The organism is Bacillus sp. CCB-MMP212 (assembly GCF_022748145.1).
Classification (GTDB): Bacteria; Bacillota; Bacilli; order Bacillales; family Bacillaceae_G; genus Bacillus_A; species Bacillus_A cereus.
Map to the genome: position 1 here is coordinate 177506 of NZ_JALDQE010000010.1, position 24858 is coordinate 202363.

Below are 24858 nucleotides of genomic sequence, written 5' to 3' on the forward strand. Positions count from 1 at the left end.
TGAGATGAAAAAAACCTCTATGTTTAGATTTATCATTATTCCCACCTTTTTGCAACTATCATACCATAGTTGCTATACAAACATTTTTCCACTTTTGACAGTTAATCAAACGTTTGTTTAAACGATTTTGTCTCATTTAAACAAACGTTTGATTAACCTAGAAAAACACCCATGTACGGGTGTTTTTCTGCTTAATCTTTAAAAGTCACTACTATTATCGCTTATTAATCTCTTCAAGTAAGATTTTGTTAACAAGCGGTGGATTTGCTTGTCCTTTTGTAGCTTTCATAATTTGACCAACTAAGAAGCCAATTGCACGGTCTTTACCGTTTTTAAAGTCTTCGATAGATTGCTCATTATTATCAAGAATTTCTGTTACAACTTTACGAAGTGTACCCTCGTCAGAAATTTGAACAAGACCTTTCGCTTTAACGATTTCTTCTGGGTCTCCACCTTTTTCAATTAATTCATTAAATACTTTCTTCGCGATTTTAGAAGAAATTGTACCTTTTTCAATTAATTGAACCATTTTAGATAAACCAGCAGGCGTTAATGCAACGTCTTTTAATTCTTTTTGTTGTTTGTTTAAGTATGCAAGTACTTCACCCATTAACCAGTTCGATGTTAATTTCGCATCAGCACCGTCTGCAACAGTTGCTTCAAAGAAATCAGACATCTCTTTCGTTAATGTTAACACGTGTGCATCATAAGCTGGTAAGCCTAGTTCTGCAACGTAGCGAGCTTTACGTGCATCTGGAAGTTCTGGAATAGAAGCTCGAACTGCTTCTTTCCACTCATCATCGATGTAAAGTTCAACTAAGTCTGGCTCCGGGAAGTAACGGTAATCGTCAGATCCTTCTTTCACACGCATTAAGATTGTTTTCTTCGTTGCTTCATCATAACGACGTGTTTCTTGTTGGATGATGCCACCAGATAACAATTCTTTTTCTTGGCGCACTTGCTCATGCTCAAGACCTTTTTGTACGTAAGTGAATGAGTTTAAGTTTTTCAGTTCCGCTTTTGTACCGAACTTTTCTTGTCCAACTGGACGAAGAGAAATGTTCGCATCACAACGCAAGGAACCTTCTTCCATCTTACAATCAGATACGCCAGTGTATTGAATGATTGATTTTAACTTCTCTAAGTATGCATATGCTTCTTCTGGCGTACGCATATCTGGCTCAGATACGATCTCGATTAAAGGCATACCTTGACGGTTGTAGTCTACTAATGAACCATCAGCTGTATGCGTTGATTTACCAGCATCTTCTTCTAAATGAAGACGTGTAATACCGATACGTTTCTTTTTACCGTCTACTTCGATTTCAATCCAACCATTTTCACCAATTGGCTTATCAAATTGAGAGATTTGGTAAGCTTTCGGGTTATCTGGATAGAAATAGTTTTTACGGTCAAACTTCGTTTCCGTTGCGATTTCACAGTTTAATGCCATTGCAGCTTTCATTGCAAAGTTAACTGCTTCTTTATTTAAAGTAGGAAGTACCCCTGGGTATCCTAAGTCAATTACACTTGTTTGTGTATTTGGCTCCGCTCCGAATTCTGTTGGACTCGCAGAGAAAATTTTCGAATTTGTTTTTAACTCAACGTGAACCTCTAAACCAATAATTGTTTCTAAATTCATCTATGCTCGCCTCCTTACAGACTTGCTTTTTTTGTATGATAGTCTGTTGCTTGCTCAAACGCATGTGCAACGCGGTAAATTGTCGCTTCATCGAAGTGTTTACCAATAATTTGTAGACCAAGTGGCATGTTGTTAGCACCGAATCCACATGGAACTGAAATCGCTGGAACACCCGCTAAGTTTACTGGGATTGTTAAAATGTCATTTGCATACATTGTCATTGGATCGTCAACTTTTTCTCCCACTTTAAATGCCGGAGTTGGTGTTGTTGGTCCAATAATAACATCATAGTTAGCAAATACATTTTCAAAGTCGTTCTTAATTAATGTACGTACTTGTTGTGCTTTTTTGTAATATGCATCATAGTAACCAGAGCTAAGAGCAAATGTACCAAGCATAATACGACGTTTAACTTCATCACCGAAACCTTCACTACGTGTGTTTTTGTAAAGGTCTAATAAGTTATTTACATTATCAGAACGAACACCGTAACGCACGCCATCAAAGCGTGAAAGGTTAGCAGATGCTTCAGAAGAAGATAGTAAGTAATACGTTGCTAGAGCGTATTTAGAGTGTGGAAGAGATACTTCCTCCCAAGTTGCGCCCATACCTTCTAATACTTTTAAAGCAGCTAGTACTGACTCACGAGCTTCTTCGCCAACACCTTCGCCTAAGTATTCTTTCGGTACAGCAATGCGTAAACCTTTAACATCGCCTGTTAAACCAGCTAAATAGTTTCCAACTTCAACGTTTGCAGAAGTTGCATCCATGCGGTCAATACCTGAAATAGCTTGTAATAAGTATGCATTGTCTTCTACTGTACGTGTAATCGGTCCGATTTGGTCTAGTGAAGATGCGAATGCTACTAATCCGTAACGAGATACGCGTCCGTAAGTTGGTTTTAAACCTACAACACCGCAATATGCAGCTGGCTGACGGATAGAACCACCCGTATCAGAACCTAGAGAGAATAGTACTTCTCCTGCTGCTACAGCTGCTGCAGAACCACCACTAGATCCGCCTGGAACGTAATCTAAGTTCCATGGGTTTTTCGTAGCGTAGAATCCTGAGTTTTCATTTGAAGAACCCATTGCGAACTCGTCCATGTTTAATTTACCGATTGTAATTGTGTCAGCAGCTTTTAGCTTTTGCACAACTGTCGCATCATAAATTGGATCGAAGTTTGCTAACATTTTGCTCGCACAAGTTGTACGAAGACCGTTAGTTACAATGTTATCTTTTACACCAATTGGCATACCGAATAATAAACCATTATCTTCAGCGCCGATTTTTGCATCTAATTCTTTCGCTTTTGCGCGTGCATTTTCTTCATCTAATGTAAGAAAAGCTTTTACGTTATCTTCAACATCCGCAATACGTTTGTAAGATTCTTCTACTAAATCCGTAACGGAAATTTCTTTGTTGTTTAACTTCTTATGTAACTCTGATACTGAATGATCAAATAATGACATCGAAATTCCCCTCCTCTATTCTAATACTGCTGGAACACGGATTTGATTATCTTTGTGATCCGGTGCATTTTTTAATACTTCTTCGACTGGTAAACCTTTTTCTGGTACATCTTCACGCATAACATTTTTCATAGTTAATACATGAGTTGTTGGTTTTACATCTGTTGTATCTAATTCATTTAACTGTTCTGCAAATGTAACAATTGCATCTAGTTGTTTTTGAAATTTTTCTGCTTCTTGATCAGTAATTGCAAGACGTGCTAAATGTGCTACGTGCTTTACATTCTCAACGGAAATTCTTGACACGGCTAGGCCACCTCCATAATATATCGTTCAATCTACAATACTATTGATGATACCAAATTTTCAGTACTTCAAGCAAGTCAACACAGAGTACTTACGCCATTTTTACATAAAAAAAGAAAGGCAAATGCCTTTCTTTACAATCTACTCTTTATCTAACGGTTTATTTTTCGGAAATCTCTCGTTATCTTCTTCATTATCACGAATTGTTTTTTGTAATACAAAACAAGACATCGTTAAAAATAATGTTCCAATTAAATAGTATCCTTTTACACTAAGCGTTTCATCTAACGTATAAATCCCAATTAGCATACCTGAAAGCGCACAAACAAATGAAGTCCATGCTAAAAACGTGAACGCTTGCGTATTACGTCTTCTCATCGTTCTCCCCCTCGTTAGCTGTATATCCATTATAGATAAGTATATTTACCATGATGGATTTTTATGTAAATTCTAGTTTTATATTTATAAATCTATCATAAAAGAATACTATTTTAAAGAAAGTTTTCTGCCTAATCTGAAAAAACAATCTAAACAATTGGTTTTTCAGATTACCTTACTGTTCGCTAGCTACTTTCATTCATAAAAAAAGACCAGGAAAACTCCTGGTCCATTACTCTACTTAACAAACATTGGATTCTACGTTATACAAAATTGGAAGGTACAGAATTAGGGTTCGTTTGTTAAGTTTATATGTTGAACGAACTAACAGCGGAGGGGTTCCTTCTGTTAGTCCATTAAACTCAATCATTATTTTACGATTTTTTCAAGCTCCTCAAGTGAAAGATCAACTAAAATTGAACCATCATTTGTTTCTTTCTTAATTGCATCTGTTACTTCTTTTGAATGGTATAGTTCAATTACTTTTTTCAGTGTTGGATCATCTTTATCTTTCGTACGAGCTGCGAAAATATTAATATAAGGCTTCGCATTTTCATTCTTTGGATCTTCTAAGAAAATAGGATCCTTCGCTGGATCTAATCCAGCTTGACCAGCAACACCGTTATTAATAACTGATGCCGCTACATCTTTTAACACACGAGGTGTTTGCTGTGCGATAACCGGCGTGATTTTTAACTTCTTCGGATTTTCAGCAATGCCGCTTGGATCTCCAAATAAGCCAAAATCTTTTTTAAGCTTTAATACTCCAGCTGCATCAAGAAGTTTTAATGCACGTGCTTGGTTCGTTGGATCGTTTGGAATTGCAATTTCTGAACCATCTGGAATTTCATTTGCCTTCTTATATTTTTCAGAATATAAACCCATTGGCGCAATTTGTGTTGTACCAACAGCTGTAATATCTAACTTATGCTCTTTTTTAAATTGCTCTAAGAAAGCAATATGCTGAAATGAGTTTAATTCAATATCTCCATCAGCTAAAGCTTTATTTGGAGTTGTATAATCAGAGAACTCCACCAGTTTAATCTTAATCCCTTCTTTTTCAGCTTTTTTCTTCAAAATTTCCCAAGCGTCTCCATCCGTTCCAGTTACACCGACGCGAACTACTTTTTCTTTCGCTCCTGCACCCGTGTCTCCACTTGAGCAGCCACTTAATGCTGAGACTCCTACAATCGCTGATAATGCAAATGCTAAAATTTTCTTCATTTTCTTTTCCTCTCTTCCTTTTTATGATCTACGTAACAAGACTTTCGCAAAGTAGTTTCCTAAATTTTGAGCTATCTGTACGAGAATAATAAGTAAAACAACCGTTACAAACATAACTGATGTATCAAAACGTTGATAACCATATGTCATTGCCAAGTCACCAAGACCGCCACCACCGACAAGCCCAGCAACTGCAGAAAATTCAATTAAACCAACTGTCATAAATGTGACACCTAAGATTAATGGTGCTAACGCTTCTGGTACAAGGATTTCAAAAACGATTCTAATTGGCGAGGCGCCCATTGCTTGTGCTGCCTCAATTACTCCTTTCGGAACGGAAACAAGATTTGTTTCAACCATTCTAGCAATACCAATTGATGCGACTAACGTCATCGGGAAAATTGCTGCTGCTGTTCCAATCGTCGTTCCAATAACGCTTCTCGTTAGTGGACTTAAAGCTACTAAAAAGATAATGAATGGTACCGGACGAATTGTATTAATTATGATGTTAAGAATAGAAAAGACCCATTTATTTTCTAAAAAGTTTCCTTTTCTCGTTACATATAAAAGTAAACCTAGAGGTATACCCAGAATTGTAGCGAATATAAGGGTTACAATTACCATTAAGAGGGTATCCCCCGTCGCATCTAGTATGCGCGGCCAAAATATACTCCAATCAACTCGCATGAGCTTCTACCTCCTTCAGCTGCACTTGCAGTCTTAGATGTTGTAATGCTTTTTGAATTTCCCTCTGCTCACCTTGCAATTCTACAAGCAGATTTCCAAATAGCACATTTTGAAGTTCAATAATATTTCCATACAGTACATTTACATCGACGTTATAGTTTTTTGCGATATATGATAGTACCGGCTGTCCTGTCTCCTCACCAGTAAATGTTAGACGATAAATTTGACCACCATTTTGAATTTTCGCTAGAACACTTTCTGGTAAATGATCATTAATAACAGAACGTACAAAGTTTTGAGTCGTCTTTGTTTTTGGTTGCGTGAAAACATCGAACAGTTTTCCTTCTTCAATAACTTTTCCCTTCTCCATTACAGCTACACGGTGACAAATTTCTTTCACAACATGCATTTCATGTGTAATAAGAAGGATTGTTAAATTGTATTCTCGATTTACTTTCTTTAATAAGTTTAGAATTTCTGTCGTCGTTTCTGGATCTAAGGCTGATGTTGCCTCATCACATATAAGAATATCTGGCGATGTCGCAAGTGCTCTAGCAATACCAACACGTTGTTTTTGTCCCCCTGATAGCTGTTCTGGATAATAGTTTGCTTTATCTTCTAACCCTACAAACTTCAGCAGTTCATTCACTCGTTCCTTTATCTCGTTCTTTGGCAATTTCGCTAACTTTAATGGATAAGCAATATTCCCAAACACTGTTCTTGAATTAAATAAATTAAAGCTTTGAAAAATCATTCCGATTCTTTGTCTTAGTTTGCGCAATTCTTTCGTCGATAATGATGTAATATCTTTATCATCTATTGCAATCGTTCCTGACGTTGGTCTCTCTAACATATTTACTAAGCGTAATAATGTACTCTTTCCAGCGCCACTAAAACCGATAATGCCAAAAATTTCGCCTTTCTCAACTGATAATGTTACATCCTCCACCGCATGAACAGATCGCCCAGCTGATTCATACACTTTACTTACATTGTTAAAAGAAATCATTTTTTCCCCTCCTATATGCTGTAAAAACTTGAAGTAGAGCTTTCGAGGTAAAATAAAAAGTGCTCTCCTTCTTATCAACCATAAAGATAAGAAGGAGAGCACTTATATGTACTCGTTCACATCTTCTCATCTTCCAAGCCTTTATATGGCTTGCTGGAGTTAGCACGGTATTAAAAAACCCGTTGCTGAGGTATCGTAGGGCCAGTCCCTCCACCTCTCTGGATAAGAATGTATCGATTTAATTGTCATTTAATTAATTCTCATTATAGAACTCAGAATAATAAGAGTCAATACATTTTTTAGAAAAATATTAATTATTCCTTTATTAAAATTTTCAGATGAAAATTCATGAGAAAATAGTAACTTTCAAGGTTATTTAAAATTCTTCTTCCTCATATTTTTAAACAGGAGAATCCTCTCTACGAATTGAATAAATTTATTTGAATATGAAACTCGGAGGCAGATAAATATATGAAAACAGCTCTTTTACTCGTCGATATTCAAAACGATTATTTTCCAAATGGAAAGATGGAATTGCGTAATCCAGTAGAAGCAAGCGAATATGCTAATCAGTTATTACAACACTTTAGAACAAACAGCGAACCTATTTTTCATATCCAACACGTAGCTATAAAAGATGACGCTACTTTTTTCCTACCTAATACAGAAGGTGCACATATTCACGAAAGCGTACGTCCACTTAGAGAAGAAACAGTTATAGTCAAACATTATCCAAATAGCTTCCGAGAAACTAATCTTCTAGAGCAATTACAGCGTTTAGACATTGAACATGTCGTCGTATGCGGGATGATGACTCATATGTGTATTGATGCTACAGTAAGGGCTGCATTCGATTTTGGATTTCAATGTACCGTTATACATGATGCTTGTGCTACAAAAGACCTTTCTTTTAAGAATGCTACTATACCAGCTGTTTATATTCATAATACAATTTTAGCAAGTTTGAATAATATATATGCGGAAATACTTAGCACAAAAGAGTTTGTCCAACGAAAAAAATCCTTTTGAAAATTCAAAAGGATTTTTTTCGACTATATTATATTTACCATCTATTCATGCCCTATTTTGAGGAATTCATATCATACTTATAAAAATCTCACTAATTATTTACATTGATACATTATCATTTTTAATATCTTTTGATTGAGTCCAATTTCCCCATAAAAATTGAATATTACATGTACGAGAAGCTTCCTTAAAACTCATTCCTGTTAATGGATAACATGTGATTTTTATACTTGCAAAAATTATAATTGCTATCATTGTTATAACTGTAATTATTATGAAAGCAACTAATAACATCCAAATTGATTGTGCTGGCCAAATATTCAATCTATTCCCAATATATACAACTACTAAATTATGCATTAAATACACACCAAATGAAAAAGCAGATAAAATTTGTATCCACTTAAACATAAACGGATTCATTGAGTAATTTCTAAAATACTCTTTTACTAATAAGAAGATTGAACCTGAAAGCATTACTTCGAATACTCTAACGTATGCCTTAAAATCCTCAGAGTATTCCCCTATTTTAACCGTTGCATACCAAGTACCCAATATAATTAAAAGTGTATCTATAACGATTATGGATAGTAACAACCTTTTGGATACCTTCTTCTCATATGTCATTAAATAATAACCTATGAGGAAATACCCTATATATCCGCCTAAAAAGTTCATATCAAAATTAGGATACAACGTAAATATTGGTTTTAATTCATTTGGAACTAGTACTGCAATTGTTGGCAATAGCGAACTTACTATAAACCAAAGAATTAACATGTACTTTATAAGCTCTTTACTTAAAGCATCTACCATTTTCTTCAAAAGAGGAGAAAGAATATACAAAGGAATAATGGCATACATAAACCAAAGATGTACTGTCGCTGCTTGATTCGGTATGTATAAAATACTCTTAATAACATTTGTTATTTGTATCGGCCTTGGCGTAAAGTATAACACAGCAATAGTTGACCATATAATAAATGGCACAATTAATTTTGGCAAACGTTCTGTATAAGTTATTTTAAGTGATTCCGTTTTACTACTCCTCATTAACATCGCACCAGAAATCATAAAGAAGATAGGTACACTTGTACTAAATACAGTTGTCAGTGCATTCGTTATATGCCAAGTACCCGAACCGATATTCCCCCGTAAACTTCCTGCAGCAGTATGAAGAAACACTACCGCAAACATCGAAAATACACGTAGTACGTCAACATATTCAACATAATTCTTTTTATTCATCTAACAATCATCCCTTCCCACATAACATTTCCCCTCACCATTTTTGTCTTTTCCAAAAGTACAAATCTATTATGCCAGAATATAATCAATATTAAAATAATAACTGAAACTTAAAATCTCGATATTCGATTATAAAACCACTTAGTATACTATACAAAATCCTAAAAATAAATTCAATTTTTTTCTTATATATTTAATATTTTCCAAATCAACTACTTAAATAGAGAGTTTTTCTTCTATCTAATTATTGAACATTCCGAAATCAAAACTCTTGATCTATGTCAATAAAAAAACACTCCTTTCAGTGAGCAAAACCGAAAGGAGTGTTCCTTGTCGAACCATAGATTTTCTTTCAAATTGTATTATACAGGAAATTCTCAAAATGAATACTAAAAAATATGACTAATACGTCAACTTTTCTCATTATTTTATTTCTGTTTACATGTTTATCCCGCTATTAATAGGTTTTAGCTCATTCTCTTCGAACGACGGTAATATATGGGGTTTCAATTTTAAAAGGAGCTCTTCACACTTTGTGAAGAGCTCCTCTACTATTTCTTATAAAGTTTCAGAAGTAGTTTTTGCTTGCATGTGAAGTGCTAAGTAATCAGGTCCACCAGCTTTAGAGTCTGTACCAGACATGTTAAAGCCACCGAATGGTTGGTAACCTACGATTGCACCAGTACATCCACGGTTGAAGTATAAGTTACCAACGTGGAAGTCTTCACGTGCTTTTTCAATATGGTCACGGTTGTTAGTAATAACAGCACCTGTTAAACCGTATTCCGTATTGTTTGCAATTGCAAGTGCATGATCGAAGTCTTTTGCTTTACAGAATGCTACTACTGGTCCGAAGATTTCTTCTTTCATTAAGCGAGCATCTTCTGCAACATCAGCAACGATTGTTGGTTGGATGAACCAGCCTTTAGAATCGTCTCCTTCTCCACCTGCTAAGATTCTACCTTCTTCTTTACCAATTGCAACATAGCTCATTACTTTATCGAATGCAGCTTGGTCATTAACAGGACCCATGTTTGTACCTAATACTGCTGGGTTAGCAACTGTTAATTCTTTTGTTAATTCAACAGCACGATTTAATACGTGATCGTATACATCTTCGTGGATTACTGCACGAGAACATGCAGAACATTTTTGGCCTGAGAATCCGAATGCTGATGCAACGATAGACTTAGCTGCTAATTCAAGATCTGCTTCTTTATCAACAACGATTGTATCTTTACCGCCCATTTCAGCGATAACGCGTTTTAACCAAATTTGGCCTGGGTTTACTTTCGCTGCACGCTCATAGATACGGATACCTACATCACGAGATCCCGTGAAGCTTACGAAACGTGTGCGAGGATGATCTACTAAGTAGTCACCAACTTCAGAACCATTACCTGGAACGAAGTTTACTACGCCAGCTGGTAAGCCAGCTTCTTCTAATACTTCCATAAATTTCGCTGCTACTACAGGAGTTGTACTAGCTGGTTTTAGTAATACTGTGTTACCAGAAACTAAAGCAGCTGTTGTCATACCTGCCATAATTGCGAATGGGAAGTTCCAAGGAGAAATGATAACACCTACTCCTAATGGAATGTAAGAGAAACGATTATATTCAATTGGACGGCTTTCTACTGGAATACCGTCTTTTAATTTTAACATTTGACGACCATAATATTCCATAAAGTCGATTGCTTCTGCTGTATCAGCATCTGCCTCATTCCATGGCTTACCTGCTTCTTTTACAAGAATAGCAGAGAATTCATGTTTTCTGCGACGAACGATTGCTGCAGCACGGAATAAAATGTCTGCACGCATTTCTGGCTTTGATTTTCTCCAAGTTTGGAATGTTTCATCCGCTACTTGCATTGCTTTTTCAGCTAACTCACGGCTTGCTTTTGAAACACGACCAACAAGTTCCTCTTTATTTGCAGGGTTTACAGAAACAATTTTGTCTTCTGTAGTAATTTTTTCTCCCCCAATAATTAATGGATAGTCTTGTCCAAGATAAGATTCTACTTTCTTTAAACCTTCTTCAAACGCTAATTTGTTAGCCTCCACTGAAAAATCTGTAAATGGCTCATGTTTGTATGCTACTACCATTTTTTTTAGCCTCCCCTTAGAAAAACGTTTACATTTTACAACATTATTCTACACGATAATTTAGATTTATTCAAATATTCCTAGACTTATATTTTAAAAATTAATAAATTTTTAAAATATAATAAAAAAAAGAGATTCATACATGCGTATGAATCTACAAAATATGAGTATATTCCAAAACATTTTTCCCGATCAATAATATAGTAACTAATAAAAATAAAGTCCTTACATATCCAACGCCTTTTTGAACCGCAAACTTCGATCCCAAATAAGCACCTAAGATCATTGATAATCCCATGATAATACCGTATTCAAAATGAATTATATCTAAAAATAAAAAAGTAATTAAAGATACAATATTACTAACAAAGTTCAAAAGTTTTCCAGATGCTGCCGCTTGAATAAAATCCAAACCAATTAATAAAAATGCAAAAATTAAAAATGACCCTGTCCCTGGTCCAAAAAATCCATCATAAAATCCTATCATTAAAATAACAAAGAAAAATATTAATGTTTTTCTTTGCGTCATCTTCTTATAGGTAGACACACTTCCCCAATTCTTTTTTGCAATAATATAAATAGCAATAAATACCAACATTACAAGTACTAATGGGCGTAAAATATCCGATGGAATAAATTTTACTACTAAAGCACCTGCAACAGCTCCAACAATAGTTAACGGGATTAACTTTCCTACAATTTTAAAATCAACTTTTCCTGATCGAATGAAATACATCGCACTCGTAAACGTCCCCATTGTTGCTGCTAATTTATTCGTTGCAATTGCCGAAGCTGGCGATAAGCCAACAAACATAAGCGCAGGAAGCGAAATTAACCCTCCTCCTCCAACAACAGAATCAATAAAAGCTGCTAAAAAACCGAATGCAATTAATAAAATAATGACTTGAAAACTTAATTCTTCCATGAACTTTACCCCTTACCCCTATTATTTACAACATTTTAAATTATAACAAAATTACATAAGAAAAAAAGCTGTTCCATAGAGGAACAGCCTTCATATTTAATCTAAAATTTTCACAAGTGGTTCATCTTGTTTTGCTTCACGTATAATAATAGCTTCTGGGCGTTCTACAGATTTAATCGTTACTTGTACTTTCATATAATTCGGGAAGTATTCCATAACAAGCCCTGCCACATATTGTGTAAAACCAATTATTTCAGCTTTTCCATTAAACTGGACAGGAATATCAAGCTTCATTTCTCTTAATTCATCATCTCTATACATACCAGTACCAATAACAGCTGTATAGTCGCCTTGGAAATAATCGCTTAGTTTTGCCTTAAAGTTGGATACTCTTGCAAGATCTTCACGTTTATTATCTGTTTTCGCTTGCTCTGATGGGAACAAATAGTATTTCTCATTAATTTGTTTCCAATCTTCAACCGTTTCACTACCTTTTTCTACATTTGCATAAGAAACAAAGTTACCTGGTACGAGCGAAGACTTTGGAGATTGGCGATAAATCGCAAATGTTATCGGAATATTTTTTGTATCAGGTTGTTTTTGATGTATAACTTTCAAAATTTCTTGCGCCATTTTTTTCCCTTCAGCTAACATCTTTTCATCCGGGATTGCAGCTTCACGTGGATAACCATGCTCTTCGTTAAAATATTGAACAGAATTCATTGCTAATCCAACTACCATACCAACACGTTCCTCGCTGTTATCGCCTTTTTTCACATAATAATCATGCTCTAAAATATTTGAAATATATATTGGATTTTTTTTATTTTTCACTTCTAGTGATTCGGATCCCGTTCCTAACGCAGGGTTTAATCCTATATTAGGAAATTTAACTGCATCTTTTTTTAATTTGTCCTCTAGTTCCTTTTGTTCAGCATCTGTACGTTTTCTTTTAACAAGCATCTGTATCACTTGAGTATCTAGAGCACTTCCGCCTTTTAAAAAATTATCTTTCGTATTAAATGATTCTTTTGCAATTCGCATTAATCCTGTTTCAAATTCATCTATATCAAGACGACTATTTAGCCCTTGCACCACTAAACCACGTGCATTTCCACCATCAAATGGAATAGTCGTCTTATAATATTCATCCGAAATAGCGTATTTTGGAACAACTGATTGTTCTTTTGCTTTCCCCGATTTCTCAGCCACTTTTTCATCTTTGTCGGCACCTGCACTACACCCACTTACAATTAGGCCCAGGCTTAATATCGCTAATGCTATTTTTTTCATGGTAAGTTTGCACCTCTTACTTATTTAGCTCTTGTAAGAACCTCTCTTCATTCCAAACCTCAACATTATGTTTCTCCGCTTGTGCTAATTTCGAACCAGCTGCTTCACCTGCAACAACTAAATCCGTACTCTTACTAACACTTCCTGTTACTTTTCCACCTAATGCCTCAATCTTCTTCTTCGCTTCACTTCGTCCCATAACTTCTAGCTTACCTGTTAAAACAACCGTTTTTCCTGCGAAGTAAGATTCAACATTTTGTAAATCTGCAATTTTTATACCTTTGTATGTCATATTCACGCCATACTCTTTAAACTGCTGTAATAATTCTAATACATCTTCATTATCAAAATATGTCACAACAGATTGAGCCATTTTTTCGCCAATTTCATTAATTGCTTTTAGTTCTTCTTCTGTTGCTTTTACAAGCTCATCCATCGTTTCAAAGTGCTCTGCAAATGTACGTGCTGCTTTCGCTCCAACGTGGCGAATTCCAAGACCAAATAATAATCGCTCTAACGAGTTTTCTTTAGAATTTTCAATTGCTTGTATTAAGTTTGTTGCTGATTTTTCACCAAAACGTTCTAACTGTAATAATTGCTCTTTCGTCAATGCATATAAATCAGCAAATGTACGAATATAATCTGCATCAAAGAGTTGTGTAATGACACGTTCTCCAAGTCCATCAATATTCATCGCATTTCTTGAAACGAAATGGATTAATCCCTCTCGAATTTGAGCCGGACAAGTCGGATTTATACATCGAAGTGCTACTTCTTCTTCTAAACGAACAAGTTCACTCTCACATGCTGGACAATGCGTTGGCATACGGTATTCTTCTTCTTCACCAGTACGCTTATCAAAAATAACGTTCACAACTTCAGGAATAATATCTCCAGCCTTCTTCACAACAACGTAGTCACCAATTCGAATGTCTTTTTCACGAATCAAATCTTCGTTATGTAAAGAAGCACGGCGAACAATCGTACCAGCAACTCTCACTGGCTCTAGCTCTGCAGTCGGCGTTACAACCCCTGTTCGGCCAACACTTAATTCAATGCCTGTTAGTCTCGTTACAACTTCTTCAGCTGGGAATTTATAAGCAATCGCCCATCGTGGACTCTTCGCTGTAGTTCCTAGACTTTCTTGAAGAGCAACATCATCTACTTTTATAACGATTCCATCAATCTCATAATCAAGATGCGGACGTTTTTCTTGCCATTCTTCTACATAAGCTATAACCTCTTCGATTGTTTCACATGTACGGCGATTTGGATTTGTCTTAAATCCGAGTTCACCTAAGAAATCAAGCGATTCACTGTGCGATGGAATTGTTTTTTCTTCTACATTCGCAAGACCGTACACAAACATAGATAAGTTACGCTTCGCTGCAATTTTCGGATCAAGTTGACGTATTGAACCTGCTGCTGCATTACGCGGATTCGCAAATACATCTTCTCCATTTTGCTCTTTTTCTTCATTTAGTTTAACGAATGAACGCTTCGGCATATAAGCTTCGCCTCGTGCTTCTAACGTTACTTCTTCATTTAAACGAAGTGGGATAGCTTTAATCGTTTTTAAATTTTGAGTAATATCTTCACCCGTTACACCATCACCACGTGTCGCCCCTTGAATGAAGCGTCCTTTTTCATAATGAAGCGAAACGGCAAGCCCGTCAATTTTTAATTCACATATATATCTTACATTCGCACCATCAATTCCTTGACATACTCTTCTGTCGAAATCACGCAAATCCCCTTCGTTAAATGCATTCCCTAAACTTAACATTGGTGACTTATGTGTTACTTTTTCAAATATATCAAGAATAGTTCCCCCAACGCGAACGGAGGGAGAATCTTCACTCATAAACTCTGGGTTCTCTGCTTCTAATTTTATAAGCTCCTGCATATCACGGTCATATTCCGCATCAGAAACAGAAGGATTGTCTAATACGTGATATTGATAATTAAATGTATTTAACAAATCACGCAGTTCTTCTATACGTTTTTTTGCTATCTCTTTTGACATATCCTCATTCCTTTCTATTGTTTCGTCACAGGTGCAAATTTTGCTAACAAACGTTTAACACCAATCGGGCTTGGGAACGCAATATCTAATTCTTTTGCATCACCTTCACCTTTTACACTTACAACTGTACCGATTCCCCATTTTTGGTGGGAAGCTTTATCGCCTACTGCCCAGCCAATTTGCTCACCGCCTGTCGTCTTAGCTGCTGGACGCGCGAAAGCTGAACGAGAGCGTGTTGCGGTTGTCGTTGTCATTTTACTGCTACTTGTTGTTCTGCCTTTTGCACCAAACGAATTTTCACGCTTCGGCGCTGTTTCATTTAATGATTCCACTAGTTCTGCCGGGATTTCTGTAATGAAGCGAGACGCAGCGTTCATACTTGTTCTACCAAATAAAGTACGCATTTGCGCATTAGATAAATATAACTCTTCTTCTGCACGAGTAATACCTACATAAGCAAGACGACGTTCTTCTTGCATTTCATCCTCTTCCATAAGAGAACGAGTATGAGGGAATATCCCTTCCTCTAAACCAACAATAAAGACAACCGGGAACTCTAATCCTTTTGCTGAGTGCATCGTCATTAAAATAACTTCTTCACCAGCAGTTGGGTCTTCATCTACACGATCAATATCAGCAACAAGTGCTAAATCTGTTAAGAATGCAACAAGGCTCTTATCTTCACTTTGAGATTCAAATGTTTGCGTAACAGATAAGAATTCGTCTAAGTTTTCTAAACGACCTTCCGCTTCTAAAGAACGCTCATTTTTCAACATATCGCGATAGCCTGTTTTTTCAATAACTTCTTCTACTAATTCTGTAACAGATAAATACTCTTGCATATTTACCCAGTTGTGTAATAAACTTGCGAATTCTTTTACTGCCTTTGTAATTTTTGCACTTACTCCAACATGCTCAATCTCATCAAATACAGCAGTTAATGAAATTCCGTTTTGCACACCATAATTAATAATTTTATCGATAGAAGTCGCACCAATACCACGCTTTGGCATGTTAATAATACGTGCAAAACTAATTTCATCATCTGGATTACCGATTAAACGTAAGTACGCCAAAATATCTTTAATCTCTTTACGGTCGTAGAACTTAGTTCCCCCGACAATTTTGTACGGAATGTTAGATTTAAGGAAAATCTCCTCGACCATACGAGACTGAGCATTCGTACGATATAGCACTGCAAAATCAGTGTATTTTCGTTTCCCCATTTGAAGATCGTCACGAATTTTTTTCGCAACAAAATATGCTTCGTCCTTTTCAGTTGCGGCACGATAATACGAGATTTTACTTCCAACTTGATTGTCTGTCCATAATTTCTTCGGTTTACGATTCGTATTTTTTTCAATAACAGCATTCGCTGCATTTAAAATATTTTGTGACGAACGATAGTTTTGTTCTAACAAAATTACCTGTGCATTCTCATAGTCTTTTTCAAATGACAAAATGTTAGAAATATCTGCACCACGCCAGCGATAAATAGACTGGTCAGAGTCACCTACAACGCAAAGATTTTTAAAACGTGCTGCCAAATGTTTAACAAGAAGATATTGCGCTTTGTTCGTATCTTGATACTCATCAACATGAATATATTGGAACTTACGCTGATAAAACTCTAATACTTCTGGAACACGTTCAAATAGCTGAATAGTCGTCATAATTAAATCATCAAAGTCTAATGAATTATTTTTCAAAAGACGTTTTTGATACTCTGTGTATACATCGCTCGTTAATTTTTCATATGGATCAGCCATTGTAATTTTTTTTGCATATTTATCCGCAGATAACAGTTCATTTTTTGCATTACTAATACCCGCTAAAATAGAGCGCGGCTCAAATTTCTTCGGATCAATATTGCGCTCTTTCATAATTTTTTTGACTACAGTTAGCTGATCACCTGAATCTAAGATTGTAAAGTTACGATTAATACCAATACGATCGATATCGCGTCGTAAAATACGTACACACATAGAGTGGAACGTCGAAATCCAAATATCTTCTGCTTCTGGTCCCACAAGTTTATCAATACGCTCGCGCATTTCACGAGCTGCTTTATTTGTGAAGGTAATAGCTAGTACATTCCATGGTGCTACACCTTTTTCACCAAGCAAATACGCAATACGGTGTGTTAACACGCGTGTCTTACCACTACCTGCACCTGCCATTAGTAGAAGTGGTCCATTCGTTGTTTGTACTGCTTTTTGTTGCTGTGGATTTAAACCGTTTAATAACTTATCTGTCATACTCATATACGCCTGCACCTACTCTCCTTTTACTGCTTTAACTGTTTTTAACGCCGATTTTATATCATCATAAATAATATTTCCAACAACTACTGTATCAGCATATTGCGCCATTTCTTTCGCCTGTTCTGCATTAGAAATACCACCGCCATAATATAACTTGGCTTGTTTCAATTCTGCTTTTACATTTTTAACAAGTTCAACATCTCCATACGTACCGCTATATTCTAAATAAAATATCGGTAAATGTAATAACTTGTCTGCTAAACGCGCATATGCAATAACGTCATCTTCTGTTAAATCACATTTCGCATCTGTAAGCTGGGCTACTTTCGCTTCGGGATTTAAAACACAATACCCTTCCATAAAAATTTCGTCCCAGTCCATAATATCCCCAAATTCTTTCAATGCCTCATGATGAACACCTGTTACCCATTCTACTTTTCGGCTATTTAAAACACTTGGGATGTAATAAAAATCAAATCCTGGTGTAATTGCTTCTACATCAGAAACCTCTAATACACAAGGAACTGCATATCTACGAATGCTAACTAGCATGTGTAATACGTTATCAATTGTAACTCCATCACTTCCGCCTACAATAACAGCATCCGTTCCAGACTCACAAATCATTTCTAAATATTCATCGCTTAACTCCTTATTTGGATCAAGCTTAAATACATGTTTCCATCCGGAAATATCGTACATGAAAACACCCTTCCTTTTCTCTAGTTATATCTATAGTTCTGTTTAAAATAACAGTTAGTTTTTATCTTGATTTTTTAAAATAGCTATTAAATATTTTTCAAAAAGAAGGATTTAATTTCACCTTCTTTTTATGCATTCTTTCATTATAACAAAAAAAGCTACTGACACACACGCCGAATCCAACATCTTTTTCAACGTCAAATGTTGGATTACATATCCCAAAAATCACACGGGATACTAATAAGAGAAGTAGTATTTACTATTTCAATTTTCATAAAAAGGAGTGTTTTTCTAATGAAGCAAAACATCGGGACAATAAACGCTCTAATTCGAATTACACTTGGGCTTGTCCTCTTCGGATGTAGTGCAACTAAACTTGTACGCAAGCCGTGGTGCACTTGGTCTAACATTTTTCTATGGATTGGTGCAATGAAAGTTGCAGAGGGAATTGTTCGCTTCTGCCCTATTGTTGAAGCGTGGAAATTTGGAAAATACATGAATATGGGCGCATTTAAAATGCCTGGCATGAATTTTACTGAAAAAGGACATGCTAAAGAAGAAGTGAATCAAACTTCCGCTCATGACAAGCCAAAGTCAAAGGGAAGTTATGACGCTTCTGACAAAGAGATTGAGTCAGCGATTGAAGAAATAATCCTGGCAAAACCGCTTTGAATCATTTGTCACGATGCAAGATGCTCTCAAAGGGACTTAGCTGCTGCAGTGGGCGGTTAAGTCTTCTTTATTTTACCATAAAACAGAACGTATGTTCTTATTTCTAACTTTAAAATGTACATAAAAGATATCAATCAATAAATTTCAGAAAATTAGGTGCATACCCCTTGCTTAAAATGATATAAAAGTGATATCATTTTTATATCAGGAGGCGATCATATGAAAGAAAAACAAGTATTTTATGTAAATGGTTTTCTCGGTATTATTGGAATTTTGATTTTAGCTGCTATCGGTATATTTTTCCTTGCACAAGAAATTTTCGTAGGAGCAGCACTAACTATTATATTAGCCGCAATTCTCGCTACAGGTATCGGTATTGTTCAACCGAATCAAGCGAAAGTTATTACGTTCTTTGGTAATTATTTAGGAACAATTCGTCAAAATGGTTTATTTTTAACAATTCCATTCGCATTCCGTCAAACTGTCTCATTACGTGTTGAAAACTTTAATAGTAAGAAATTAAAAGTAAACGATGTTGAGGGAAATCCGATTGAAATTGCAGCTGTTATTGTATATAAAGTAGTTGATTCTGCAAAAGCAATGTTCGGTGTTGAACATTACGATCGATTTGTAGAAATTCAAAGTGAAACAGCAATCCGCCACGTCGCAACAAAATATCCTTATGACAATTTCCAAGATGAAACTTGCATTACGTTACGCGGGAATACTGAAGAAATCTCTGAAGAATTAAAGCGTGAGTTAGAAGCGCGCCTTGAAATCGCAGGCGTAGAAGTATTAGAAACTCGTTTAACACATTTAGCTTATGCAACAGAAATTGCCCATGCGATGCTACAACGTCAACAAGCAAAAGCGGTATTAGCTGCTAGAAAAGAGATTGTTGAAGGTGCTGTGAAGATGGCGAAGGATTCAATCCATATGTTAGATGAGGAAGGCGTACTTGAATTAGATGACGAGCGTAAAGCGAATATGGTAAACAACCTATTAGTTGCCATCGTTTCAGATAAAGGTGCGCAACCAGTTATTAATACAGGAAGCCTATACTAAGGGCTATAAGTAATTATGGCTAAAAAGAAAAGCTTTCCATTACGTATTGATCCTGAATTACACGCAGTCATCGAAAAATGGGCAAATGATGAGTTTCGTAGCGTCAATGCACACATCGAGTATTTACTTCGAGAAATGGCAAAGCAAAAAGGAAAATTGAAGAAAGATAAAGATGCATAAAAAATCCCGCTGAGAAATCAGCGGGATTTTCATATTAACTTCTCGTCATCTCATGCCCAATTGCACGATATCCTATATCACTTCGATAAAATAGACCATCACTCTCAATTTTACCGATTTCTTTATATACTTTATCTTTTGCTTCTTGCAAACTATTCGCCTTACAAGCAACAAATAGTACACGGCCACCGTTTGTCACAAAGTCCCCATGTTTCATTGCTGTACCTGAATGGAACACAATTACATCCTGCAATGCATCTAATCCGTTAATAATGTCACCTTTTTTATATGCTTCTGGATATCCTTTCGAAGCAAGTACGACACCGATTACGGCTTCTTCTGACCATTGTAACGTTAACTCACTTTTATCTAATACAGCGTTACATACATCAACTAAATCATTTTCTAAGCGAGGTAATACTACTTCTGTTTCAGGATCACCAAAGCGTGCATTAAATTCAATTACCTTTGGACCATCATTTGTTAAAATAAGCCCTGCATATAAAATCCCTGTAAACGATCGATTTTCTTGGAGCATCGCTTGAGCAGTTGGATGTAATACGGTTTGAATCGCTTCTTGGACTGCTGATTCTGGAATTTGTGGTACTGGAGAATATGCACCCATTCCGCCTGTATTTGGGCCTTTATCAGCATCAAAAGCTCGTTTATGGTCCTGAGCGATTACCATCGGATGTACAGTTGTTCCATTTACAAATGCCATTAATGAAAATTCTTGTCCATCTAAAAACTCTTCAATAACAACCTTCTTACTTGCCGCGCCGAACTTCACATCTTGTAGCATTTCTTTCACAGCTTGTAATGCCTCTTCAAGCGTCATTGCTACCGTTACCCCTTTACCAGCAGCTAATCCGTCAGCTTTAATAACGATTGGTGCACCAACTTTTTGAATGTACTGTACTGCTTCTTCATAATCGGTAAAAGTTTCGTACGCCCCAGTTGGAATATCATACTTTTTCATAAGCTCTTTTGTAAAAGCTTTACTACCTTCAATAACAGCAGCCGCTTTATTCGGACCAAATACGCGAAGTCCCTCTTCTTTAAAACGATCAACAATTCCATTCATAAGTGGAATTTCTGGTCCAACGAAAGTTAATTCCACATTATTCTCTTTGGCAAATAAAACTAATGCATCAAAATCATTTTCATCAATATCAACTGGTATTGCAACATCTCGCATACCTTCATTACCCGGTGCTACATACACCTTTTCCACCTTTTCAGATTGCGCAAACTTCCAAGCTAAAGCATGCTCACGCCCACCGCGGCCGATTACTAAAACATTCATATTTCATCCCCCGATACTTAAATAAGTACAAACTAGAAGCTATGCTGCTCCTAGTTTGTTTTTTCCACAATTGCTCTATTAATGTTTGAAATGACGTACGCCAGTGAACACCATAGCAATCCCATACGTATCTGCCACTTTAATAGAATCTTCATCACGGATCGATCCGCCTGGTTGAATGATTGCTGTAATTCCCGCTTTTGCTGCTTCTTCTAATGTATCTGGCATTGGGAAGAAAGCATCAGATGCAAGCGCGCTACCTTGTGCTTTTTCACCAGCTTGTGTAATCGCGATTTTTGCAGAACCTACACGGTTCATCTGTCCCGCACCGACACCAATTGTCATGTCATCTTTCGCTAAAACAATTGCATTTGATTTCACATGTTTTACAACTTTCCAAGCTAGTTTTAAATCTTTCCATTCTTGCTCTGAAGGTTCACGTTTCGTTGGAATTGAAATTGTACTTTCATCTAATGATAACGTATCTTCCTCTTGAACGAGAAGTCCACCTTGTACAGAAGTTAGTTTTTTGCTTGCACTTGTCGCTTTTTCAATATTTATAGTTAATAAACGTAAGTTCTTCTTACTTTGCAACACTTCTAAAGCTTCTTGCGAGAACGAAGGTGCGATAACAATTTCTAAGAAAATTTCATGTAACTTTTCTGCTGTAGCTTTATCAATTTCACGATTTGCTGCAATAATACCGCCGAAGATTGATACTGGATCTGCTTCATAAGCACGAGTATATGCTTCGTGAATATTAGTTCCTACTCCAACACCACATGGATTCATATGTTTTACTGCTACTACTGCTGGTTCTGTAAATTCTTTTACGATGCTAAGCGCTGCGTCTGCATCATTAATATTGTTATACGATAATTCTTTACCGTGTAATTGTTCTGCGTATGCAACAGAAGAAGTTGCTGCGAATGGCGCTTTATAGAAAGTTGCTTTTTGATGTGGGTTCTCGCCATAACGTAAGTCTTGCTTTTTCTCAAATGTCACAGTTAATGTTTCTGGACTTTCTTCACCCATTTGCTCTGTTAAGTAGTTAGAAATTAACGCATCATACGCTGCTGTATGACGGAATACTTTCGCTGCTAGTTTACGTTTCGTTTCCTCTGCTACTTCACCGTTCTCTTTCAGTTCTGCTAACACAATATCATAATCTACTGGATCTACAATTACAGATACGAATTTATGATTTTTCGCAGCAGAGCGAATCATTGTCGGGCCACCGATATCAATATTTTCAATTGCATCAGCAAATGTTACATCAGGCTTAGCGATTGTTTCTTTAAATGGGTATAAGTTAACAACAACAAAATCAATTGCTTGAATACCTAATTCATTCATTTGCGCTACATGTGTTTCATTATCACGAACTGCTAATAGACCACCATGAATATTTGGATGTAAAGTTTTCACACGACCATCCATAATTTCAGGGAAACCAGTTACTTCAGAAATACCAATTACTTGTAAGCCGTTTTCTTCTAGTAACTTTTTCGTACCACCTGTTGAAATAACTTCAATCCCTTGCTCTAGTAACCCTTTAACAAATTCTACTACTCCTGTTTTATCTGAAACACTTACTAATGCACGCTTTTTCATTTATCCTTCACCCCTGGTTGTATGTTAGTTAACAGTTGTTTCTTTCACAGACTGAACAATTTGATTCACTGTATTTACGTATAATTTATGTTCAACTTGCTGAATTTTCTTTTGTAAGCTTTCTCTCGTATCCCCTTCAGAAACAACCACTGCTTCTTGCGCAATAATTGGCCCTGTATCCATACCTGCATCTACATAATGAATTGTTACTCCAGTTACTTTCACACCTGCTTCTAACGCTTGACCGACAGCATCTTTACCCGGAAAGCTCGGTAGTAATGATGGATGAATATTAATAATCTTTCCGCCGTATGCTTCTAGTAACGTCGGCCCGATTAAACGCATATATCCAGCTAAAATAATATAATCAATTTCATATTCTTCTAGCTTCTTTAATATCTCTTTTTCAAACGCTTCTTTGGACTCATATGCTTTCGCTGAAAAAGCGAAACACGGAATATGATGATAATGCGCTCGCCCAACAGCACGTGCTTCTGGTTTATCACATACTAATAAACTAATTTCTGCATCCAATCTTTTTTCTTCTACCGCATTAACGAGAGATTGAAAGTTAGATCCACTTCCAGAAGCAAAAACTGCTAATCTACTCATAGTGCTTTGCCCCCATTAAAAGTAACGCCAGCTCCTTGTACAGTACGTCCAATAATACGAGCCGTTTCTCCTTGCTCTTCAAGAAGACGAACAACATCTTTTGCATCTTCTTCCTTCACTGCTACTACCATACCAATACCCATGTTAAAAATATTGAACATTTCTTTCTCTTCCAGTTTCCCAACTTCTTGAAGTAAATGGAAGATCGGCTGAATTTTCCAAGATCCTAGTTCAATCTCAGCACCAATTCCTTCTGGCAACATACGTGGGATATTTTCAATAAATCCGCCCCCTGTAATATGCGCCATACCGTATACTTCATGCTTCTTCAATAGTTCTAAAATAGGTTTGACATAAATTTTCGTTGGTTTTAATAATTCTTCACCAAGAGGTAGTTCTAAGCGTCCATAAATACGCTCTAAAGTTAGTTCTCCATCTTCTAGTAACACTTTTCGTACTAAAGAGTAACCATTGCTATGAATACCGCTAGATGCTAAGCCAATTAGCACGTGACCAGCTTCAATCTTTTCACCTGTTACAATTTTCTTTTTATCAACAATCCCAACTGTAAAACCAGCTAAATCATATTCTTCCGTAGAATACATTCCTGGCATTTCAGCTGTTTCTCCACCGATTAATGCACAACCAGCTTGGCGACAGCCCTCTGATATACCTTTGACGATGTTTTCAATTTTACTAGGTTCAGCTTTACCACAAGCAATATAATCAAGGAAGAAAAGCGGCTCTGCTCCTTGGACAACAATATCATTTACACACATTGCTACTGCATCAATACCAATTGTGTCATGTTTATCTGCCATAAAAGCGAGCATCAATTTTGTTCCCACGCCATCTGTTCCAGATACTAATACAGGTTCTTCTAATGCAAATTTTGATAGATCAAACATACCTCCAAAACCGCCTAAACCGCCTAGTACTTCTTTTCTCATAGTTGTTTGTACGTGTTTTTTCATGCGAGATACCGCTTCATATCCAGCTTCAATATCTACTCCTGCTTGCTTATATGCATTCGCCATCGTTATTTACACCTCGTCTTTTAATTTCTCCCCATCCAGGGCCGGCCGTTTTAAGAAAAAA

General features: G+C 36.3%; 22 protein-coding genes and 1 riboswitch. Of the genes, 4 read left to right on the plus strand and 18 right to left on the minus strand.

What is annotated here, in order from left to right; translation table 11 throughout:
* Nucleotides 1–214: 214 nt before the first annotated feature.
* The 7 genes from gatB to MRP26_RS24025 form a co-directional block, all read right to left on the minus strand.
* Nucleotides 215–1642 carry an Asp-tRNA(Asn)/Glu-tRNA(Gln) amidotransferase subunit GatB gene (gatB, locus tag MRP26_RS23995; RefSeq protein ID WP_001047685.1) on the minus strand — a complete coding sequence of 476 codons (1428 nt, stop codon included), beginning with the start codon at nucleotides 1640–1642 and terminating at the stop codon, nucleotides 215–217.
* 14 nt (nucleotides 1643–1656) lie between these two features.
* On the minus strand, nucleotides 1657–3114 hold the full coding sequence (gene gatA / locus MRP26_RS24000) for an Asp-tRNA(Asn)/Glu-tRNA(Gln) amidotransferase subunit GatA (protein WP_000051441.1): 1458 nt from the start codon (nucleotides 3112–3114) through the stop codon (nucleotides 1657–1659).
* 15 nt (nucleotides 3115–3129) lie between these two features.
* On the minus strand, nucleotides 3130–3420 hold the full coding sequence (gene gatC, locus MRP26_RS24005; RefSeq protein ID WP_000086999.1) for an Asp-tRNA(Asn)/Glu-tRNA(Gln) amidotransferase subunit GatC: 291 nt from the start codon (nucleotides 3418–3420) through the stop codon (nucleotides 3130–3132).
* A 141-nt stretch (nucleotides 3421–3561) separates the two neighbouring features.
* Nucleotides 3562–3798: a YiaA/YiaB family inner membrane protein gene (locus MRP26_RS24010; protein WP_001254393.1), complete on the minus strand. Its 237-nt coding sequence runs from the start codon at nucleotides 3796–3798 to the stop codon at nucleotides 3562–3564.
* A gap of 369 nt (nucleotides 3799–4167) precedes the next feature.
* The gene (locus tag MRP26_RS24015) at nucleotides 4168–5022 is read right to left on the minus strand and encodes a MetQ/NlpA family ABC transporter substrate-binding protein (RefSeq protein ID WP_242807014.1); all 855 of its coding nucleotides are present in this window, start codon (nucleotides 5020–5022) and stop codon (nucleotides 4168–4170) included.
* 21 nt (nucleotides 5023–5043) lie between these two features.
* A complete protein-coding gene (locus tag MRP26_RS24020) occupies nucleotides 5044–5709 on the minus strand; it encodes a methionine ABC transporter permease (RefSeq protein ID WP_001261865.1) in 666 nt (221 codons plus the stop codon).
* On the minus strand, nucleotides 5699–6718 hold the full coding sequence (locus tag MRP26_RS24025) for a methionine ABC transporter ATP-binding protein (protein ID WP_053565390.1): 1020 nt from the start codon (nucleotides 6716–6718) through the stop codon (nucleotides 5699–5701). Before MRP26_RS24025 ends, MRP26_RS24020 begins: the two co-directional genes overlap by 11 nt.
* A gap of 123 nt (nucleotides 6719–6841) precedes the next feature.
* Nucleotides 6842–6947, minus strand: a riboswitch (SAM riboswitch).
* A gap of 242 nt (nucleotides 6948–7189) precedes the next feature.
* On the opposite strand from MRP26_RS24025, the gene MRP26_RS24030 reads away from it, so the two are divergent.
* Nucleotides 7190–7747 carry a cysteine hydrolase family protein gene (locus MRP26_RS24030; RefSeq protein WP_088023215.1) on the plus strand — a complete coding sequence of 186 codons (558 nt, stop codon included), beginning with the start codon at nucleotides 7190–7192 and terminating at the stop codon, nucleotides 7745–7747.
* A gap of 99 nt (nucleotides 7748–7846) precedes the next feature.
* On the opposite strand, the gene MRP26_RS24035 is transcribed toward MRP26_RS24030, so the two are convergent.
* The 7 genes from MRP26_RS24035 to pcrB form a co-directional block, all read right to left on the minus strand.
* A complete protein-coding gene (locus MRP26_RS24035) occupies nucleotides 7847–8995 on the minus strand; it encodes an acyltransferase (RefSeq protein ID WP_053565392.1) in 1149 nt (382 codons plus the stop codon).
* Between the two features lie 558 nt (nucleotides 8996–9553).
* Nucleotides 9554–11101 carry an L-glutamate gamma-semialdehyde dehydrogenase gene (gene pruA, locus MRP26_RS24040; protein WP_000259555.1) on the minus strand — a complete coding sequence of 516 codons (1548 nt, stop codon included), beginning with the start codon at nucleotides 11099–11101 and terminating at the stop codon, nucleotides 9554–9556.
* Nucleotides 11102–11255: 154 nt separating this feature from the next.
* Entirely contained in the window at nucleotides 11256–12026 is a 771-nt protein-coding gene (locus tag MRP26_RS24045) for a TSUP family transporter (RefSeq protein ID WP_000391979.1), read from the minus strand.
* A gap of 96 nt (nucleotides 12027–12122) precedes the next feature.
* A complete protein-coding gene (locus tag MRP26_RS24050; protein WP_053565394.1) occupies nucleotides 12123–13319 on the minus strand; it encodes a CamS family sex pheromone protein in 1197 nt (398 codons plus the stop codon).
* Nucleotides 13320–13335: 16 nt separating this feature from the next.
* On the minus strand, nucleotides 13336–15345 hold the full coding sequence (gene ligA / locus MRP26_RS24055) for an NAD-dependent DNA ligase LigA (RefSeq protein WP_023520911.1): 2010 nt from the start codon (nucleotides 15343–15345) through the stop codon (nucleotides 13336–13338).
* Nucleotides 15346–15359: 14 nt separating this feature from the next.
* Nucleotides 15360–17609 carry a DNA helicase PcrA gene (pcrA, locus tag MRP26_RS24060; RefSeq protein ID WP_139213320.1) on the minus strand — a complete coding sequence of 750 codons (2250 nt, stop codon included), beginning with the start codon at nucleotides 17607–17609 and terminating at the stop codon, nucleotides 15360–15362.
* 12 nt (nucleotides 17610–17621) lie between these two features.
* Nucleotides 17622–18311 (minus strand): heptaprenylglyceryl phosphate synthase, encoded by a 690-nt coding sequence (gene pcrB / locus MRP26_RS24065; RefSeq protein ID WP_000272109.1) that lies wholly within the window; start codon nucleotides 18309–18311, stop codon nucleotides 17622–17624.
* A 294-nt stretch (nucleotides 18312–18605) separates the two neighbouring features.
* Between pcrB and MRP26_RS24070 the strand changes: the two genes are divergently transcribed.
* The 3 genes from MRP26_RS24070 (at nucleotide 18606) to MRP26_RS24080 (ending at nucleotide 20228) form a co-directional block, all read left to right on the plus strand.
* On the plus strand, nucleotides 18606–18983 hold the full coding sequence (locus MRP26_RS24070) for a YgaP family membrane protein (RefSeq protein ID WP_000812341.1): 378 nt from the start codon (nucleotides 18606–18608) through the stop codon (nucleotides 18981–18983).
* A gap of 219 nt (nucleotides 18984–19202) precedes the next feature.
* Complete coding sequence (locus MRP26_RS24075; RefSeq protein ID WP_053565395.1) at nucleotides 19203–20048, plus strand: SPFH domain-containing protein; 846 nt, start codon at nucleotides 19203–19205, stop codon at nucleotides 20046–20048.
* A gap of 15 nt (nucleotides 20049–20063) precedes the next feature.
* Nucleotides 20064–20228: a type II toxin-antitoxin system antitoxin gene (locus MRP26_RS24080; RefSeq protein ID WP_001085171.1), complete on the plus strand. Its 165-nt coding sequence runs from the start codon at nucleotides 20064–20066 to the stop codon at nucleotides 20226–20228.
* 34 nt (nucleotides 20229–20262) lie between these two features.
* Here MRP26_RS24080 and purD read toward each other — a convergent pair whose 3' ends face one another.
* The 4 genes from purD to purM form a co-directional block, all read right to left on the minus strand.
* A complete protein-coding gene (gene purD, locus MRP26_RS24085) occupies nucleotides 20263–21534 on the minus strand; it encodes a phosphoribosylamine--glycine ligase (RefSeq protein WP_197241158.1) in 1272 nt (423 codons plus the stop codon).
* A 78-nt stretch (nucleotides 21535–21612) separates the two neighbouring features.
* Nucleotides 21613–23148, minus strand: coding sequence for a bifunctional phosphoribosylaminoimidazolecarboxamide formyltransferase/IMP cyclohydrolase (gene purH, locus MRP26_RS24090; RefSeq protein ID WP_000745406.1), 1536 nt, complete (start codon nucleotides 23146–23148; stop codon nucleotides 21613–21615).
* Nucleotides 23149–23172: 24 nt separating this feature from the next.
* Complete coding sequence (gene purN / locus MRP26_RS24095) at nucleotides 23173–23760, minus strand: phosphoribosylglycinamide formyltransferase (protein WP_053565400.1); 588 nt, start codon at nucleotides 23758–23760, stop codon at nucleotides 23173–23175.
* Complete coding sequence (gene purM, locus MRP26_RS24100; protein WP_053565401.1) at nucleotides 23757–24797, minus strand: phosphoribosylformylglycinamidine cyclo-ligase; 1041 nt, start codon at nucleotides 24795–24797, stop codon at nucleotides 23757–23759. Before purM ends, purN begins: the two co-directional genes overlap by 4 nt.
* Nucleotides 24798–24858: the final 61 nt, after the last annotated feature.

Excerpts from the sequence above, each read along its gene's own strand:
- gatB (WP_001047685.1), bottom strand. The coding sequence starts at position 1,642 with ATGAATTTAGAAACAATTATTGGTTTAGAGGTTCACGTTGAGTTAAAA.
- MRP26_RS24025 (WP_053565390.1), bottom strand. The coding sequence starts at position 6,718 with ATGATTTCTTTTAACAATGTAAGTAAAGTGTATGAATCAGCTGGGCGA.
- purM (WP_053565401.1), bottom strand. The coding sequence starts at position 24,797 with ATGGCGAATGCATATAAGCAAGCAGGAGTAGATATTGAAGCTGGATAT.
- gatA (WP_000051441.1), bottom strand. The coding sequence starts at position 3,114 with ATGTCATTATTTGATCATTCAGTATCAGAGTTACATAAGAAGTTAAAC.
- MRP26_RS24015 (WP_242807014.1), bottom strand. The coding sequence starts at position 5,022 with ATGAAGAAAATTTTAGCATTTGCATTATCAGCGATTGTAGGAGTCTCA.
- purH (WP_000745406.1), bottom strand. The coding sequence starts at position 23,148 with ATGAAAAAGCGTGCATTAGTAAGTGTTTCAGATAAAACAGGAGTAGTA.
- MRP26_RS24045 (WP_000391979.1), bottom strand. The coding sequence starts at position 12,026 with ATGGAAGAATTAAGTTTTCAAGTCATTATTTTATTAATTGCATTCGGT.
- MRP26_RS24075 (WP_053565395.1), top strand. The coding sequence starts at position 19,203 with ATGAAAGAAAAACAAGTATTTTATGTAAATGGTTTTCTCGGTATTATT.
- pcrB (WP_000272109.1), bottom strand. The coding sequence starts at position 18,311 with ATGTACGATATTTCCGGATGGAAACATGTATTTAAGCTTGATCCAAAT.
- pruA (WP_000259555.1), bottom strand. The coding sequence starts at position 11,101 with ATGGTAGTAGCATACAAACATGAGCCATTTACAGATTTTTCAGTGGAG.
- MRP26_RS24050 (WP_053565394.1), bottom strand. The coding sequence starts at position 13,319 with ATGAAAAAAATAGCATTAGCGATATTAAGCCTGGGCCTAATTGTAAGT.
- MRP26_RS24030 (WP_088023215.1), top strand. The coding sequence starts at position 7,190 with ATGAAAACAGCTCTTTTACTCGTCGATATTCAAAACGATTATTTTCCA.
- ligA (WP_023520911.1), bottom strand. The coding sequence starts at position 15,345 with ATGTCAAAAGAGATAGCAAAAAAACGTATAGAAGAACTGCGTGATTTG.
- pcrA (WP_139213320.1), bottom strand. The coding sequence starts at position 17,609 with ATGAGTATGACAGATAAGTTATTAAACGGTTTAAATCCACAGCAACAA.
- MRP26_RS24020 (WP_001261865.1), bottom strand. The coding sequence starts at position 5,709 with ATGCGAGTTGATTGGAGTATATTTTGGCCGCGCATACTAGATGCGACG.
- MRP26_RS24080 (WP_001085171.1), top strand. The coding sequence starts at position 20,064 with ATGGCTAAAAAGAAAAGCTTTCCATTACGTATTGATCCTGAATTACAC.
- MRP26_RS24010 (WP_001254393.1), bottom strand. The coding sequence starts at position 3,798 with ATGAGAAGACGTAATACGCAAGCGTTCACGTTTTTAGCATGGACTTCA.
- purN (WP_053565400.1), bottom strand. The coding sequence starts at position 23,760 with ATGAGTAGATTAGCAGTTTTTGCTTCTGGAAGTGGATCTAACTTTCAA.
- MRP26_RS24070 (WP_000812341.1), top strand. The coding sequence starts at position 18,606 with ATGAAGCAAAACATCGGGACAATAAACGCTCTAATTCGAATTACACTT.
- MRP26_RS24035 (WP_053565392.1), bottom strand. The coding sequence starts at position 8,995 with ATGAATAAAAAGAATTATGTTGAATATGTTGACGTACTACGTGTATTT.
- purD (WP_197241158.1), bottom strand. The coding sequence starts at position 21,534 with ATGAATGTTTTAGTAATCGGCCGCGGTGGGCGTGAGCATGCTTTAGCT.